We start from the raw sequence: 16,338 nt of genomic DNA, 5'->3' as shown, positions 1-16,338 counted from the left end.
GCGTCATGATCGTTTTTAATCAAGTCAGTCGCGATTACGCCCTTGGCAGCCAAACGGTGCGTGCATTGCGAGACGTTTCTGGTGAAGTGTTTGCGGGCGAAATGGTGGCATTGTGTGGACCGTCTGGCTCAGGCAAAAGCACCTTACTTAACGTGCTTGGCATGCTGGATACTCAATACCAAGGTCAGGTGACATTTGCAGGCAGCCCATACCCAACTGGGCAAATGCAGGCTGCGAAAATGCGCCGTGAAAAGCTTGGCTTCGTATTTCAAAAATTCAATCTTGTCCCTGTGATGACAGCGTTGGAGAACGTGGCGTATCCGCTGCATCTCAATGGCTTTTCAAAAGCAGAACAAACCGAGCTCGCTACACAAATGTTAGAACACGTTGGCTTGGGTGAGTTTATTCATCACATGCCCGATAACCTATCGGGCGGTCAGCAACAACGCGTGGCAATTGCTCGTGCGTTAGTACACAAACCAGCATTGGTGATTGCTGATGAGCCAACCGCAAGCCTTGATAGCCAAACTGCCAACAAGGTCATCGACATTATGAAAGGGCTCGGACACGAGCTAGGCACCACTTTTATCGTCGCCACTCACGATCCTCGTATGGCATCCCGCTGTGATCGCACCATTGAATTGGTGGATGGCAAGATTACCCAAACGCACGCAAGTGTGGAGGAGGTTTCATGGGCAAGCTAATTCCTGTTTCGGTTCGCCTTGCTTGGTTGAACCTGCAACGCAATCGCCGCCGCAGTTTGTTGTCGATGCTGATCATCGCCATTGCCGTGTTTGCCTTAACCAGTGCGGGCGGTTTTGGTCTGTACACCTATGACAGTTTGAAAGAATCGACAGCGCGTGACACGGGGCATCTGACGTTAACCACGCCGGGTTATTTCGCCAAAGAAGAAGAGATGCCGCTGAGTAACGGTTTAACTCATGCCGACGACATCACCAAGCAATTGATTGGGTTGAATGAAGTGCGAGGTGTGCAACCACGAGTTGAGTTCAGTGGTTTGATTTCCAACGGTAACAAATCATCGATCTTTATCGGCATTGGCGTGAACGAACGTGAATTCGATATGAAAGGACCGTTTTTGGATGTGCGCGAAGGGCAGACGCTGTCCAACATTCATGCATCGCGTTATGACCCAGCGGAGCCAGAAGTGATGCTCGGTGTTGATTTGGCGAACAACCTAAGCGTGCACGTTGGCGACTGGATTACCTTGCTGGCGACCACTACCGACGGCGCATTGAACGCGTATGACTTCAAAGTTCGTGGCATCTATTCAACAGGCGTGCCTGAGCTTGATAAACGCCAGCTTTACGTGCACATCAACAGCGCACAATCGTTGTTGGGCTCAGACAAAGTCAGCGCGTTATCGGTCTTCCTGTTCGACACCAGTTTAACTAACCAAGTCGAGCAACAAGTGGCTTCGGTTCTGAGTAAGCAAAAACAGAACTTTGGTGATCAAGATATTGAGATTACGCCTTGGCAAGAACGTGCGTTCTTCTATCTCAAAGTGAAAGATTTGTACGACCGTATCTTCGGCATCATGGGCGCAGTGATGGCGCTAGTGGTCTTTGTCGCGCTGTTCAACACCATGACCATGTCTGTGACTGAACGTACACGTGAAATAGGCACCTTGTCGGCTCTTGGTAGCTACCCTCGCGAAATCATTGCTGGGTTCTTGCGCGAGGCAGGGTTACTCGCGGTGATTGGCAGCTTAATTGGCGCTTTGTTCACTGCATTAGTCACCATTTTACTGATGGTCGTGGATGTACAAATGCCGCCACCGCCAGGACGCACAGAAGGTTACCCATTAACGATTTACTTCTCTTGGGAGCTGGTGGTTGCCGCAGGATTCGCAGTATTGATGATTTGTTTGGTTGCGGCGTTTTTCTCGGCACGCAAAGGGGTGAACAAGCCAATTACGGAGGCACTGATTTATGTTTAATTTCAAATCACTATTACCAATTGCATTGCTGACGGCAAGCGGCATTGCAAGCATGAATGCCAGTGCGAATGAAACAGCGTTAGATGCACAACAAGTCGCGCAATTGATTGAAAAAGCCGACAGCTACCGCTTGCAAGATGATTCCTCCAAAGTGGTGTCTCTGGTGCGCTTATATCAAGACCAAGAGTTAGATAAAACCCGCCTTTACCACGTGTACACGCGTCCAAATCGTGAATCGTTGGTGGTGTTCAAATCGGCAGTCGAAGCTGGGCAAAAGATGCTGATGATGGGCGACAACTACTGGCTGCAAATGCCAAAGAGCCGCCGTCCGATTCGCATTACGCCAATGCAAAAGCTGCTTGGTGAAGCGTCTATCGGCGACATCTCAACGCTGACGTGGAGCCAAGATTATCAAGGTGAATGGAAAGCGACAGAGACCGTCGCTGTGAACGGAGAAAGTGTCGCGGCTTATCACCTTGCCTTAACCGCGAAAACCAAAGGGGCGAGTTATCAGAAGATCGACTTATGGTTGTCTGAGCAAGATGCGTTTCCAATCAAAGCTGATCTTTACTTGCGCTCTGGCAAACTCGCCAAGCAAGCGCAATATGGGCGTGCAACTGACAACGGTGAAGACTACGTCAGTGAGATGACCTTGCTTGATAGCATTCAGCCGAGCAAAAAGACCGTTATCGAGTATCAAGAGATCGTGCCTTGGCAGCTGGACAACAAGTTCTACAACCCAAGCTATTTGCCGAAAGCCAATACGACTCAGCTTTAGCCTGAACTCCTTAAATAGAACCATGAAAACGAGCAAGGAAGTCACATGAAATCGCACCAGTCTAACCTTAACAAAAGCACCAGTTTGTTGATTGCTGCGTCGTTGTGTGTGGGCACAGCAGCCCCAGTTTTTGCCAATGATGAGCTGAGTTTTGAGTGGGATTGGGCTGTCAGCTACGAAACTGCCAAGCAGCGTGATAGCGCATTTATGCAAGCGCAGGGCAGTTCTCGTGATTCACTTAATGCACTGTTGGATGTACAGGTGAATTATCACAACTTCAGTGGCTTGTTTGCTCTGTACAGCCAAGGTTTGTACCTCAATCAACAAGGAAAGAGTGATTGGTGGAGTGAAGCTGATAACCAACTGCTGATTCGAGAACTTGCTTGGCTAGGGGAGTGGCAAGTCGGTGAAACCACTCTTGATGTGAGCTTAGGTAAGTTGCGCGTTGATTGGGGCGTGGGTTATGGCTACCGACCTTTGGATCTGTTTAAGCCATATCGACAAAATCCTGTTGGCTTAGTAGCAGAAGAGGGGGCGGGTGTGTTTTCACTCTCACACTACGATATGGCAGGCGAGTGGACAGTTATTGCAACGGATTCAAGCTGGGGGCAACAAGACCAGAGTGCACTTGATCAAGCCGCAGAGCAGCAAGGTGTTGGTATTCGTCGTTATGCGCTGGTGGGTGATACCGAGTATCAACTTATTGGTTATTACGATGATGTACGCCGAGGTTTGCTTGGCGCCAGTGCCATTGCTGTGTGGGATGAATCCATCGCCATACACGGTTCCATGCTGTGGCAAAAGCAAAGTGTCGGCTATCAGTTTCAGCAGGATGATCTTTACCAACCCGTTTCAGTTGAGGAGCAGGGAAGCGCATTCCAAGCTTTAGTTGGGGTGAACTGGGCAAACCAAGCCGGACACAACGTGATTGCTGAATATTGGTACGACAGCCGTGCATGGTCGAAAAGCGAATGGCAACAAGCAATAGATCGTGGCGAATTACTCTCTCAGATCTCCGACCATAATGTATCTCTACTTGCGACAAGCTACGCCCAAGGGTTTCAGCATGCCAATATCGCTCAGCATAACGTAATGCTGCACTGGAGTTGGGATGTAGAAGCATGGGCTGCATGGAACGGCGAAGCAGATATGGGCTGGCTAAGTGATGTAACCCCTACGTTGGATGTGATGCTGTCGCCACAAGATGGTGGTGTGATCGTCACGCAGTGGCTTAACTACCAATGGATTGATACCGGCGATCAAAGTGTAGAAGTGGAAGTTGCCGCACGCTTTTTAACCGGAGACGACCAATCTGCTTACGCACAAATCAATGATAAGCATATGATTGTATTTAACATCAAAGGGAAATTCTAAATGGGTTCAGCAAAATCAGTGGTGAAAAGTGGATGGCCGCGTAGCTTATTAGTGACCACGGCATTTTGTTTCTTTATCGCAGCAATGACGCTCTCGGTTTGGGGCGGTCCATTCTACATTCATGTGGCGGTTAGCTTTGGATTTGGCTATTCGGCTATTTTCTTCTCATGGCTTGTCGATCGCCTGTTTCCTACTATTCCTCGTTTGGCGGAAGTGGCTATCTCTTTGACGGCTTGCCTATTGTTTGGTGTGGTGAACGCCCAGCTTTGGCTTGGGGAATACTTCGGTATCTCAAGTATGCTGTCGGTTGGTCTCATGGGCTTGTTATTCAGTGCCATGTGCTTTTTCTATTTCTACTCACGCGAGCAACATGCGATCGCTCAAAGAGAGTTAGAGGCCATCAAACGCGAGAAAGCAGAGCAAGATCGTGCGCTGTTGCTGAGTCAGCTTAAGCAGATGCAAAGCCAGATTGAGCCGCATTTTCTATTTAATACCTTGGCAAATATCAGTGCGCTCATGTCGCAAGATGTTGATAAAGCTAAGCTGATGCTAGAACAGTTAACCGCGCTGCTGCGTGCAACGCTCAAAAGCTCACGTGAAGAGCACACTACCATAGACAATGAAACGGCGTTAATTGAGGCTTACTTAGGCATCCAGCAAACCCGTTTAGGTGACCGACTCAGTTACAAGATTGAGGTAGAAGAGGGGCTAGGTAGAACCGAGTTACCGCCGATGATGCTTCAACCCTTAATCGAAAACGCTATCATCCATGGTATTGAGCCGAAGCGAGAAGGCGGTGAAGTCCGTTTGCTGATTAAGCGCGAACAACAGAACTTGCAGATTGAAGTCAGAGACACAGGTGTTGGCTTGAATCACGTGAGTGGGCACATGGGCTCTGGCGTGGGTCTAAGTAATCTCAAGCAGCGAGTTGAAGCTTTGTTCGCAGGGCAAGGAGAGGTTTCTATCAGTGAGTCTGCTCAGGGTGGCGTTTGTGTTCGCCTGAGTTGGCCAATGGAATCGTAATCAAGGAAGAAAGGAATGAATACAGGGTTTACTGCCATTATTGCTGATGATGAACCGTTATTGAGGCGTCATCTTGATAAAAGCCTAGCTGAAGTGTGGCCAGAGCTAGAGGTGATAGCCAAAGTCGCCGATGGTGAACAAGCGTTGCAAGCCATTGAGCAAAGCCAACCTGATATTGCGTTTCTCGATATTCGTATGCCAGTTTTGGATGGCATGACATTAGCGCAAAAACTCAATCAACTCGCCAATCCACCTTTGATTGTGTTTGTCACCGCGTACGATGATTACGCCATCAAAGCTTTTGAGCAAAATGCCGCCGATTATTTGCTCAAGCCTATCTCGGATGAGCGCCTCCTGACGACGTGTGAAAGAGTGAAAACACGCCTTGCTAAGCGAGAACAAGAGAGCAGTAATGCGCAGATGAGCAGCCTGTTAGAGCAACTGCAGCAATTATCTGCTCCACAAACGCCGCAATATCTTCAGTGGATCAAAGCGACGCAAGGGGAAGATATTCATCTGATCGCCACGTCTGATGTGCTGTATTTCAAAGCGGAAGAAAAATACGTCTCTGTGTATGCCCAACAAGGACAAGGCAAAGTGCAAGAGTATTTGATTCGTACATCGTTGAAAGAGTTGATAGGACAGCTTAACCCAGAACAGTTCTGGCAAGTGCACCGTTCAAGCGTGGTGCAAGTGTGCAAAATTAGCAAAGTAAACAAAGACTTTGCAGGCAGAATGTTTGTTCACGTTGGAGAAACTAAGCTCGCTGTGAGCCGTGCATCTCAAAGTTTGTTCAAAGGGATGTAATCGCTAGAACTGCTCACTCTTTACACTGTAAACTCGCTGCTTTTAACCCACATTATCAAGGAAGATAAATGAGTTATCGCGTAACCCTGTTAAATGCGACGGGAGAGTTGTCTCCAATCTCTGAGTATTTGCATCAGAAACTTGATGATCTGAGCTCACCACTTTCTAGTTACTTTGATTTGAGTAACGTCGACCTGACCGTTAGCCCGTTTGATCGCAATGACGTACCGCAGACGGGGATTGGTGGCTATTGCTTAAGTGCCTATCGTGTAGAGATTCTGCTTGATACTCTACGTACTGATATTAAAAACGTTATTGAGAAAGAACTAGCTGCGGTGTTAGCGCATGAGTTGCATCACCTGTTCCGTATGCGAGCGGGAGAGAATGACGTTGCACTTGGTGATGTGCTGATTATGGAAGGGTTAGCTTGTCATTTCGAACGTAAGATGAATGGCGGCGTCACTCCGAGCTTGTTTGAGCAAATCAAAGATCAAGATTGGCGCCCTTTCTATGCTGAGATGAAAGGCAAGTTGACCAGCTTAGATTACAACTTCGACGCTTACTTTCTTGGTAGCGATGAAAGCCGCTGGCCGAAATACATGGGGTATTGGGTTGGGTACAACCTTGTTGCTGAATATCTGGCTGATTTTCAAGGCTCTGAACTGGATTTAGTCGGAGCAAAAGCCGAGCTTTTCTATCAATAGCTCCGACACAAGCCAAACTAATAGGCTGAGTCATAAAAACAAAAAGCGCCTAGGTCATAAGACGTTAGGCGCTTTTGTCATTTTATAGCGACGATTTCTTCGAAGAGGCGAATGGGCTTATTCGCTGATCGTAACTTTTTCGATAATGATTGGATCGCATGGCACATCATCGTGACCAAGCTTAGAGGTCGTTTTTACTTTCGCGATGCGGTTTACGACATCCATACCCGCGGTCACTTTACCAAACACGGCGTAGCCCCAGCCTAGGTTGGTGGTTGCGGTGTGGTCTAGGAAATCATTGTCTTCCAAGTTAATGAAGAACTGTGCCGTTGCAGAGTGCGGTGCATCGGTACGTGCCATTGCGATAGTGCCAACAAGGTTCTTTAGACCACGGTTTGCTTCGTTCGCAATCGGGGCGCGTGTTGGCTTTTCTGCCATGTCTTCTGTATGACCGCCACCTTGGATCATAAAGCCGTCAATAACGCGGTGGAAAATGGTGCCGTTGTAGAAGCCATCTTCACAGTATTTTTTGAAGTTTTTTGAGCTAACTGGCGCTCGTTCTAGGTTCAGTTCAATCTCGATATCACCGAAATTGGTGGTCATAATAATCATCTGGTTTGCCCTTATGGGTGCTAAGTTGGCGGCATTATAGCTAAGTCGTATGAGGATAGCAGAAATAAAAACAGCGACGTTTTGGCGTCGCTGTTTGCATGGAGAATGGGTGAGGAAAGCGTTAAACCGTAAAGCGACCGACCAAGTCGTACAGCTCGTTAGCTTTGTGGTTTAGGTTGCCACTACCTGCGCGGTTTTGATTCGCAAGGTGTGCCGATTGGCTGCTTTGTTGAGAGATGACTTCGATGCGTTGTGAAATCTCTTGGCCAACTTGGCTTTGCTCTTCGGTTGCTGTTGCGATCAGGGTGTTCATGTCCATGATGTTAGCAATTGCGGCTTGGATTTCTTGCAGTGCGGCAGAGGCAGCTCGTGCTTCCTCAACCGTTGCTTCACCACGCGCTTGGCTTGAGCCCATGGCTTTCACTGCTGCATCCGAGCCAGACTTCAACTGCTCAATCATTTGGTGAATTTCGCCTGTGCTGTCTTGAGTGCGACTTGCCAGTTTACGAACCTCATCGGCAACGACTGCGAAGCCTCGACCTTGTTCGCCTGCACGGGCTGCTTCAATGGCTGCGTTTAGTGCCAATAGGTTGGTTTGCTCGGCAATGTCTTGAATCACTTCTAGCGAAGAAGAAATGTTTTGTACGTCGCTCTCTAAACGAGAAATTACCGTGCTGGCTTCCGACACCTCTAGCGCGAGCGCTTCGACGGAGTTTGCTGCGGAATCAACAATGTGTTTCGCTTGCTGTGAATTTTCATCGGCGTCTCTGGCTGATTGCGCTGCTTGGTTAGCGTTGTTTGAAATCTCGTGCGCCGTTGCTGTCATCTCGGTCATTGCCGCAGCGACCTGTTCGGTTTCTTCACGTTGACCTGAAGCTAACTCGTCCACTTGCGATGCACGCTGTGACATCTCGTTGGTCTCTGAAACCACTTCTTGTCCGACATGGCTAACACTCTTGATGATGCCTTGCAGGCTTTCAACGAAGATATTGAAGTTGCGGCTCAGCTGCGTGAACTCCGGCACGCTAGATTCTTCCATGCGCGCGGTTAAATCTGCATCGCCTTGTGCGAAAGAGTGGATTGAGGCATCAAACTGCTCAATAGGTTTCATGATGCTGCGGTTAACAAATACGGCAAAGACTGCAACTATCGCTGTTATCGAGGCACAAAACAGGGCTATCGCAGTTAGTGTGGTGTTGAGATCTTCGTGTGCGGCTTTTTCCATGTCTGCCACAATGGCGTCGATATCGTCCGTGTAGAAACCCGTTCCCAACATCAAGTCCCATTCAGGAATAAAGACTGAGTAGCTGAGTTTCGGTAGTGCTTCACTCTGACCGAGTTTCGGGAAGTAATAAGTCGTGAACTCACCAGTTTTGGCATTTTTTAGCAAATCCTGAATCAGGTAATTGCCTTTCTTGTCCTGCAAGTTATAGAAGTTTTCCCCGATGCCTTTGGTGTTTTTACCCACCACGACGCGAACGCCTTTTGAATCATAACCAAAGATGTAGCCGGATTGACCAAACTCTAGTTGTTTCAAGATAGGCAGAGCCTCTTCCAGTGGGGCATTTTGTGCGAGTAGTGGCTCGACAGCGGAACGCGCCATTTGCACGTAACTTTTGAGTTCGGCTTTTTTCATCTCCATCATTCGACTTCGAGTTTGCTCAATCTCGTGCTCGTTGTAGGCAGTGGTTTGTAGGTAGGTGAACCACATCATGCCTATTGCCATAGTTAGAATTGGAATTATTGAAAGGATATATAGTCGTTTTCTGATCGTCAGATTCATAGAGACGTCCTTCTCTCGGCGCAGCGTTACAAGTGACAAGCTGAATAAGCTTACCTGATAAAAGTGTTAATACTTATTGTTGTAATGCTTAGAGATTAACCGAGTTACTCAATCAGAAGTACTGGAAATTTGTAAATCTAGACGAAGGTCGTAGCATTTTTAAGCGGGATCACAATTAACGTGAACAAGACCCACTATTGCAACGAGAAGTCCCTGTTAACCAATATGAGACGCGATACCTATTCTTTGCGAATTTGAGGTAAAGCCAGTCAGCAACAGGTTTAACGAGGCGCCAACGCAGTGGAGCGTAGAGCCAACCGCGACCAACTAATTGCCACGCACGATGAGTCACGTCCAACCCAAGCAGAAGCTCCCCCTTTTCGTTGAGGGCGTGCAAAATGGTGTTGGCTTGTTCAGGATCGATCTGCGGATAATCTGCGAATGTATCACTATAGATATCGACGGTTTTGATGTGCTGCTTGGCATCGCGTTGTTTTAGCGCCTTCATCTCTTTGACACAAAGCGGGCAGGTTCCGTCATAAAATATGGTGAGTTTTGTCATTGCGGTCTTCTTATTTGAGATTTTCTAATCGCTTTTACGTGGCGAATTTTCTTTTGGTTCATTGTTTTGCAAGTAATGCAGCCAATTGTCGCGAATGTTGCCGTAATTGAATTGGCAGAACTCTTTGCGATCACGCAGGTAGTCTTTTTCTACTTCATCGAGTAAGGCTTTGTATTGCTCAGGATCACTACCGTACACCAAACATAACGTTGAAAAGTAACGCTGCAAATCAAAGCTGTGTTCGTCAATGTACTCGCCAAAATCGTAGTAGTCCGGTCTGTCGTCGGATTCGAATGCGAACATGTCGGCGGCGCTAATGGCCATATCTGCGCCATCTTCTAGGAAGTCAATCATTAAAATAGTGGCAAAATTATCGACCGCATCTTCTTCTTTTCCGAGAACAGGGATGCTTTGATCTTCGATGTAAGCATGTCCAGCTTCATGAAGTAAAGTGTGCAATAACGTATCTAGCGCCCCTGTTTTTGGGGATTTTCCGAAGCGTTCTTCATACTGATTATTGGAGAAGTAATTGAGCGACTCCAAATAAAAAGTGTAAGGAACGTATATTGTGTGTGTATCAGGATCATACATTGGACCATCTTCTCCGCCGTAAACCAGCGTGAGAGCTTGATCAAATGGAAAGTAGGCCTGAGACAGCTCAACAAAGATGGTGTTTACATCGCTGCTTTGAATAGATTGTTGGGCGATTTTTTCATGAGTTGTCTCTATGGGAGAATATTGAATACGAATGTTTTCAGCTGCTGTAGCTGATGAGACGATGCTGAGTAATAGCGCAGCGCAAAGCGAATGAATGTTCATGTGGGACTCTTGTTATTGAATAACTTGTATAAAAAATTATACATGTTTTTGTCTGATGCATAGTTGGGGGCGTACTCATTAGCCAAAGTCGGGACGTCGGTCTCGAAAAGCAATCATGATAACATCGCATATTTCGGCTGCTTGGTTCTCTAGGGCGTTTATCAAGACCTCTTGGATAAGAACGGCGGTGAAGTTATTAGCTATGCATCGTATTCTAAGAAGCTTACTGAGTAACTGTGCTTCGATTTTTATCTGTGAAAATGATAATAGGCAGTTAATCATTGCAAGGTTTAACTATGGGGTTGGTGAATGTCACTGAATTGAAGAAAATTATCAGCGATATGTTATAATCCTGCTCCGTTGTGACGAAAACGTTTGTTGCAGCCTGAGAGTTTCCTTGGATTCGGCTCGTTTATACACCATGAGCCAGAGTTGAAAAGCTACGACAGGAACAGGCAAACCCAATTGTTTTGAACGCGCTCTCGGCGTTTAGCGGTTACAACGGGAAGGAACTTTGTTTGATAGTAATTGACACATTCTGTTTAAGTAAGGGAGCCCGAAGTGGTTCAGAAAGTGTCACCCAGAATTTACTCACAACACAACACCCCAAGCGATAACGCACAGGTATTGCGAGGGGCCATTTGAAGGAGCTGTATCAGCTCCTTTCACATTTAAGGGCTTGCTAACAGCGTAAAAACTGACACATCGCTTAAGGAGCGCCCCTTAAACTAGCCTAAGGCGCATCTACACCAACTTTTTGAGTATTTTCGAAACAATAAAGCGAGAAAATTTGCTATTGAACGAAGGTTAAACTAACACTCATTCATTACGGAGAATGAAGAGAACAATAATAAGAGGCGATATGAATCATTTAATATCTGTAGGTGCACTGGAGTCCTTCTTGGTCGCAATTAGTGTGCTTTTCCTGGGGCATTTTATTAATGCTAAGCTACCGATTTTAAAGAAATTCAACATACCTGAGCCGATTGTAGGTGGCCTTATTGTGGCCTGCATGATTACTGCTCTTCATTTCAACGGCATCGATTTAGAGTTCGACTTGCCATTACAAAATACGTTTATGTTAATGTTTTTTGCGACAGTTGGTTTGGCCGCAAATTACACTCAGTTGATGAAAGGAGGTGCGAAGGTTTTTATCTTCTTAGCTGTCGCATCGTTTTACATCATCATACAAAACGGCGTTGGCGTTTCACTTGCGGCGGCGCTCGGTTTAGATCCTTTGATGGGGTTAATTGCTGGCTCGATTACTCTGTCAGGTGGTCATGGTACAGGTGCTGCGTGGTCACAAACCTTTCAAGACGTGTATGGATTGGATAACGTCTTAGAAATTGCAATGGCATCAGCGACTTTTGGTTTGATCATCGGCGGTATCATTGGTAGCCCTGTAGCGCAGCGTCTGGTGGAAAAGAACAGCATAGAGTCTGAGTATGGTCGTGGTGGTCGAGATGCCAAAACTCACGAGAAATTCCCGGAGTTGGTGACTTACAATGAATACGAAGAAGATAAAGTAACGGCGAAAAAAGTGGTGGAGAAACTCTTCTTCCTACTGATCTGTGTTACTGGGGCCAAGTATGTCGAGCAATGGGTAAGCACGTATGAAATCTCATGGCTGATGATTCCAGACTTCGTATATGCGCTATTCATTGGTGTGATCATTACGAATTTCTTGGAAGTGACCAAGATTCGTAAGTTAGATGCCGAAACGGTCGATATGTTAGGTACGGTATCGCTATCTCTGTTCTTAGCGATGGCTCTGATGAGCTTGAAGTTATGGAATATCTTCGATCTAGCGATTCCATTCTTGGTTATTTTAGCTGTGCAGTCTGTCGTCTTAGCTATCTTTACGTACTATGTTACGTTCAAAGTGATGGGAAGCAACTACGATGCTGCGGTTATTGCAGGGGGGCACTGCGGTTTTGGCTTGGGTGCAACCCCAACAGCCGTAATGAACATGGGTTCGATCGTTAACCGATTTGGCCCGTCGCCGCAGGCATTTATGGTGGTGCCAATTGTGGGGGCTTTCTTTATCGACATCGTTAACTTAATCATTTTACAAGGTTACATTTCATTCCTTGGTTAAATTTAAGTTCATGATCTCCTAAGGTCGAAATAAAAACGGTCACAACACAGGTTGTGACCGTTTTTTTATGGCTCGATTTTGGCCGTTTATCGGACGACGGATTATTGAATGGTTCGGCTGAACTTGAGGCTAGCTGTCCAACCAAGAATACCAATGAAGGCGTAAATGCCAACGTTTAACCAACCCGCTTGAGGAATGGTATTGAATGGGTTTGGTGTAATAATGGCGTGCAGCGGAAGGTAAAGCACTTCGGAGAAAAAGTGATCTAGCCCGTAGTAACCAAAAAGTGCGATAGGCATCCAACGTAGCGCATAAATGGCGATAAACAAAATGACCAGTGGTGAGTTCACTTTTTGTGAAATAGCCATCGCAGTTAATGCCAGCGGTAACAGCAGAATACCGGCGAACAACATTCTGATTAAAAACTCTCCCCAATGCAGCAGCACGTAACCTAACGAGGCTTGGCGGTACAATAAAGCCAATTGGTGATCAGTAGAGATGTTCAGCAACCACAACATTAAATTTGCAGCGAGTACGAGCACCGAGCAGACGAGCGGAATCACCAATAAGCCAAACCCTAGCTTCACTAAATGGGTTTTTACGTCACTGACAGGCATACTGCGCCAAAACATAATGCTGCCTTCCGCCCGTTCTTTGCGTAGCGTTCTTGGGAAGTACTGAACGGCTAACAAGATAGACAGCAGCCCTGCTCCTCCGGTAATCAACATATTGACGTCATCACCAAGCTCTCTGTGAATGTCACTGACATCGCCACCAAAGCTCATTTGGAAAAACATATTGTGTTGTAGAGTATCGTTACTCATTAAACTCACAAAGAGAATAACTCCACACGCCAACACAAACAGTGGAATACGTAAAACAAGAGGGTTTTCTAACCACTCTTTTTGCAACATCGCGACAACTGAACGCATTACGCTGCCTCCTTCTGCAATGCTAAAAATAGATCCGCTAACTTCACCCCATGGATGGAACCCATTGTTTCTGCTTGTTGGGCATACTGGGCTTTGAGTAACCATTTCGTTGAACCGAGGCCTTTTTGTGACGAGAGTGGGTTCATCGCTTCAATTTGTGTGCGGTGCTCGTCGTTGGCTTCAAGAATGAAGTAGTCTTCACTGATACTGTCCATCGAGGTTTGCAGAACGGGGCGACCATGCTTAAGAATCAGAACATCTGTCAGCAAGTGCTCAATCTCTGATACTTCATGACTGGCGATGATCAACACGCGCTCGCCGTCGTGAAACCATTCCAATAAGTGACGATAAAACGTCTCGCGATACACGAGATCTAACCCGAGTGTCGGTTCATCCAATATGAGGATTTGGGTGTTGGTCGCGATCACAATCGCGAGGTGTAATTGCACCTTCATCCCTTTGGATAAAGATTTGATGCGCGCACGAGGTTTGATGTCCGTTTGACGAAGTAGCGTATCTGCTTGGGCGCGATTGAACCCTGGATGCACGCCCTCGGTATAGTTAAGCAGTTGAGCAACGGTCATCCAATCTGGCAGAACGTTGACATCCGAGATGTAGGATAAGCTCTGCATTATCTTGTCGCGTTGCATAATAGGTTCAAATCCGTTGATACGAATAGTGCCCTGATATTCATGTGCACCGAGTAGGGCATTAATAAGCGTTGATTTACCTGCGCCATTATGGCCGAGTAAGCCAAGTACTTGTCCTGCATGTAGGTCGAAACTCACTTCATGCAGTGCTTCTCCTTGTTGCTGATATTGCTTGGAGACGTTGTTTACACTGACTAATGCGCTCATTGGTCACCTTTCAAGTGTGGTTTTAGTTGTTGAATGAATTCGTCGAGTGACATATCCAGACGCTGTATTGTGTCGGCTATCTGCGGAATTTGTTGCTGAAGAAAACGTGCCTTCTCGTCTGCGAGTAATTTGAGCTTTGCTCCTGAAGCGACAAACATACCTTGACCGCGTTTTTTCTCCACTAGCCCGTCATCAACAAGCAATTGATAGCCTTTCATAACGGTGAGGTGGTTAATTTTCATATCTGCAGAGATGCTACGGACGGAGGGCAGAGCATCGCCTTCTTGCCAGACACCTTGCAGTATTTGCTGCGTGATCTGGTCTGCCAACTGTCGAAATATCGGTTGGCGATCATGCCAATTAGTCATGAGTGAATCTCTTGGTTGATATGGTGTTATATATATGTATAACACCTAGTGCGTTAGAGAGAAAGTAATAATTTAAAACCTAGTGTATCCGCCTGTCTTATTCGCTCTAAATATCCACCTATGTGGTCGTTGTTTTGAGGTTTTGTTTTATATGGAAATTAATTGCTTCTCATAAGTTGAGAAGTGTTGTTTTTCTCTTCCCATCAATACACTTATCGCCTGTTCTAAATGAATATTCTCACTGAATGATAATTAGCATAATTTTAGGTCTGCCTATTTCTTACTTGATGAGAATCAATGGTCAAAGAGGCCTAGAAAACAAAAGTTTCGAGAGGCAATCTGACTGGCTTAGGCACCTATCTCACGTTGAGCGCGTGCTCAATGAATGAGAAAGAGTAGAGTAAAGAGGTCTCATGAATCAGGTAATATCTATCGGCCCACAGGAGTCGTTCCTCGTCGCAATTTGCGTGTTGTTTTTAGGGCAGTTCATCAATACCAAGTTACCAACCTTAAAAAAATTTAATATTCCAGAGCCAATTGTTGGTGGTCTAGTGGTCGCTTGCGTCATCACGACGATGCACTTAAACGGTGTGGATGTTTCCTTTGATTTACCACTGCAAAACGTCTTTATGCTGATGTTTTTTGCAACCGTTGGCTTAGCGGCAAATTACACCCAACTGATTAAAGGCGGTGCGAAGGTTTTCATCTTCCTAGTTGTGGCATCGGTCTACATTCTTATCCAAAATGCGGTCGGCGTGTCCTTAGCAACAGCGTTGGGGTTAGATCCACTCATGGGGTTGATCGCCGGATCCATTACGCTTTCTGGCGGACATGGAACTGGAGCTGCGTGGTCGCAAACTTTTCAAGAAATGTATGGTTTGCATAATGTTCTAGAGGTGGCAATGGCTTCTGCTACATTTGGCTTGGTGATGGGCGGGATTATTGGCAGCCCTGTTGCACAAAAGCTACTAAACAAACACAACTTGGAATCGGAATACGGACGCACCAATCAAAGTCATCAGAGTTTCCCTGAACTGGTGACGTACAACGAACATGAGGAAGATCGTGTCACAGCGAAAAGAGTCGTTGAAAGCTTGTCCATCATTCTACTTTGCGTGACAGGCGCGAAGTATCTGGAGAGTTGGGTAAGCAGTTTTGACATCAAGTGGCTAATGATTCCCGATTTTGTGTATGCGCTGTTTATTGGTGTTGTTATCACTAACATCATGGAAGTGACGAAGGCGCGCAAGGTTGATTTAGAAACCGTTGATATTCTTGGCACGGTTGCACTATCTCTATTTCTTGCCATGGCCTTGATGAGTTTGAAATTGTGGAATATTTTCGATCTTGCGATCCCATTCCTTATTATTCTTGCTATTCAGTCGGCAGTGTTGGCGATGTTCACTTACTACGTAACATTCCGCATGATGGGAGGCAACTACGATGCGGCGGTGATCGCTAGCGGACACTGCGGTTTTGGGTTAGGTGCTACACCGACTGCGGTCATGAATATGGGCTCCATCGTGAGTCGATATGGCCCATCACCACAAGCATTTATGGTGGTTCCAATTGTCGGTGCATTCTTCATCGACATTGTGAATTTAGTGATTTTGCAAGGATGCATCGCTTTTATTAAATAACATTCGCTTTTTTACCGAAAT

General features: G+C 46.4%; 16 protein-coding genes. 9 read left to right on the top strand and 7 right to left on the bottom strand.

Features of this window, described 5'->3' with window-relative positions; translation table 11 throughout:
* Positions 1-5 precede the first annotated feature (5 nt).
* The 7 genes from KI742_RS05900 (at position 6) to KI742_RS05870 (ending at position 6,646) form a co-directional block, all read left to right on the top strand.
* Complete coding sequence (locus tag KI742_RS05900; RefSeq protein WP_285385381.1) at positions 6-704, top strand: ABC transporter ATP-binding protein; 699 nt, start codon at positions 6-8, stop codon at positions 702-704.
* A complete protein-coding gene (locus KI742_RS05895) occupies positions 692-1,960 on the top strand; it encodes an ABC transporter permease (protein WP_285385382.1) in 1,269 nt (422 codons plus the stop codon). The genes KI742_RS05900 and KI742_RS05895 overlap by 13 nt, the downstream gene beginning before the upstream one ends.
* Complete coding sequence (locus KI742_RS05890; RefSeq protein ID WP_258497940.1) at positions 1,953-2,738, top strand: outer membrane lipoprotein-sorting protein; 786 nt, start codon at positions 1,953-1,955, stop codon at positions 2,736-2,738. Before KI742_RS05895 ends, KI742_RS05890 begins: the two co-directional genes overlap by 8 nt.
* 45 nt (positions 2,739-2,783) lie before the next feature.
* On the top strand, positions 2,784-4,112 hold the full coding sequence (locus KI742_RS05885) for a hypothetical protein (protein WP_285385383.1): 1,329 nt from the start codon (positions 2,784-2,786) through the stop codon (positions 4,110-4,112).
* Entirely contained in the window at positions 4,113-5,135 is a 1,023-nt protein-coding gene (locus tag KI742_RS05880; RefSeq protein ID WP_285385384.1) for a sensor histidine kinase, read from the top strand.
* 15 nt (positions 5,136-5,150) lie between these two features.
* Positions 5,151-5,942 carry a LytTR family DNA-binding domain-containing protein gene (locus tag KI742_RS05875; protein WP_285385385.1) on the top strand — a complete coding sequence of 264 codons (792 nt, stop codon included), beginning with the start codon at positions 5,151-5,153 and terminating at the stop codon, positions 5,940-5,942.
* 68 nt (positions 5,943-6,010) lie between these two features.
* Positions 6,011-6,646, top strand: coding sequence for a DUF2268 domain-containing putative Zn-dependent protease (locus KI742_RS05870; protein WP_285385386.1), 636 nt, complete (start codon positions 6,011-6,013; stop codon positions 6,644-6,646).
* A 117-nt stretch (positions 6,647-6,763) separates the two neighbouring features.
* Here the strand turns inward: KI742_RS05870 and KI742_RS05865 are convergent, their stop codons facing one another.
* From KI742_RS05865 to KI742_RS05850, 4 genes are all read right to left on the bottom strand, one after another.
* On the bottom strand, positions 6,764-7,258 hold the full coding sequence (locus KI742_RS05865; protein ID WP_020195057.1) for a peptidylprolyl isomerase: 495 nt from the start codon (positions 7,256-7,258) through the stop codon (positions 6,764-6,766).
* Between the two features lie 121 nt (positions 7,259-7,379).
* Positions 7,380-9,041 carry a methyl-accepting chemotaxis protein gene (locus KI742_RS05860; protein WP_053303981.1) on the bottom strand — a complete coding sequence of 554 codons (1,662 nt, stop codon included), beginning with the start codon at positions 9,039-9,041 and terminating at the stop codon, positions 7,380-7,382.
* A 175-nt stretch (positions 9,042-9,216) separates the two neighbouring features.
* Complete coding sequence (locus KI742_RS05855; protein ID WP_285385387.1) at positions 9,217-9,603, bottom strand: thiol-disulfide oxidoreductase DCC family protein; 387 nt, start codon at positions 9,601-9,603, stop codon at positions 9,217-9,219.
* A gap of 24 nt (positions 9,604-9,627) precedes the next feature.
* Entirely contained in the window at positions 9,628-10,422 is a 795-nt protein-coding gene (locus KI742_RS05850; protein WP_053303983.1) for a DUF4344 domain-containing metallopeptidase, read from the bottom strand.
* Positions 10,423-11,284: 862 nt separating this feature from the next.
* Between KI742_RS05850 and gltS (KI742_RS05845) the strand changes: the two genes are divergently transcribed.
* Positions 11,285-12,520 carry a sodium/glutamate symporter gene (gene gltS, locus KI742_RS05845; protein ID WP_005374448.1) on the top strand — a complete coding sequence of 412 codons (1,236 nt, stop codon included), beginning with the start codon at positions 11,285-11,287 and terminating at the stop codon, positions 12,518-12,520.
* A gap of 101 nt (positions 12,521-12,621) precedes the next feature.
* On the opposite strand, the gene KI742_RS05840 is transcribed toward gltS (KI742_RS05845), so the two are convergent.
* The 3 genes from KI742_RS05840 to KI742_RS05830 are packed head-to-tail and all read right to left on the bottom strand — an operon-like array spanning position 12,622 to position 14,677.
* Entirely contained in the window at positions 12,622-13,452 is an 831-nt protein-coding gene (locus KI742_RS05840) for a hypothetical protein (protein WP_053303984.1), read from the bottom strand.
* Positions 13,452-14,309 (bottom strand): ABC transporter ATP-binding protein, encoded by an 858-nt coding sequence (locus KI742_RS05835; RefSeq protein WP_005383221.1) that lies wholly within the window; start codon positions 14,307-14,309, stop codon positions 13,452-13,454. The genes KI742_RS05840 and KI742_RS05835 overlap by 1 nt, the downstream gene beginning before the upstream one ends.
* Positions 14,306-14,677: a GntR family transcriptional regulator gene (locus KI742_RS05830; RefSeq protein ID WP_005374444.1), complete on the bottom strand. Its 372-nt coding sequence runs from the start codon at positions 14,675-14,677 to the stop codon at positions 14,306-14,308. The genes KI742_RS05835 and KI742_RS05830 overlap by 4 nt, the downstream gene beginning before the upstream one ends.
* 413 nt (positions 14,678-15,090) lie before the next feature.
* Here KI742_RS05830 and gltS (KI742_RS05825) point away from each other — a divergent pair, with 413 nt between their 5' ends.
* Positions 15,091-16,317 carry a sodium/glutamate symporter gene (gene gltS, locus KI742_RS05825; RefSeq protein WP_025768732.1) on the top strand — a complete coding sequence of 409 codons (1,227 nt, stop codon included), beginning with the start codon at positions 15,091-15,093 and terminating at the stop codon, positions 16,315-16,317.
* The last annotated feature ends 21 nt before the right edge of the window (positions 16,318-16,338 follow it).

It is taken from the genome of Vibrio sp. D417a, from assembly GCF_030248595.1.
GTDB classification, from domain to species: domain Bacteria; phylum Pseudomonadota; class Gammaproteobacteria; order Enterobacterales; family Vibrionaceae; genus Vibrio; species Vibrio alginolyticus.
This window is presented reverse-complemented; position numbering and strand designations above follow the sequence as displayed.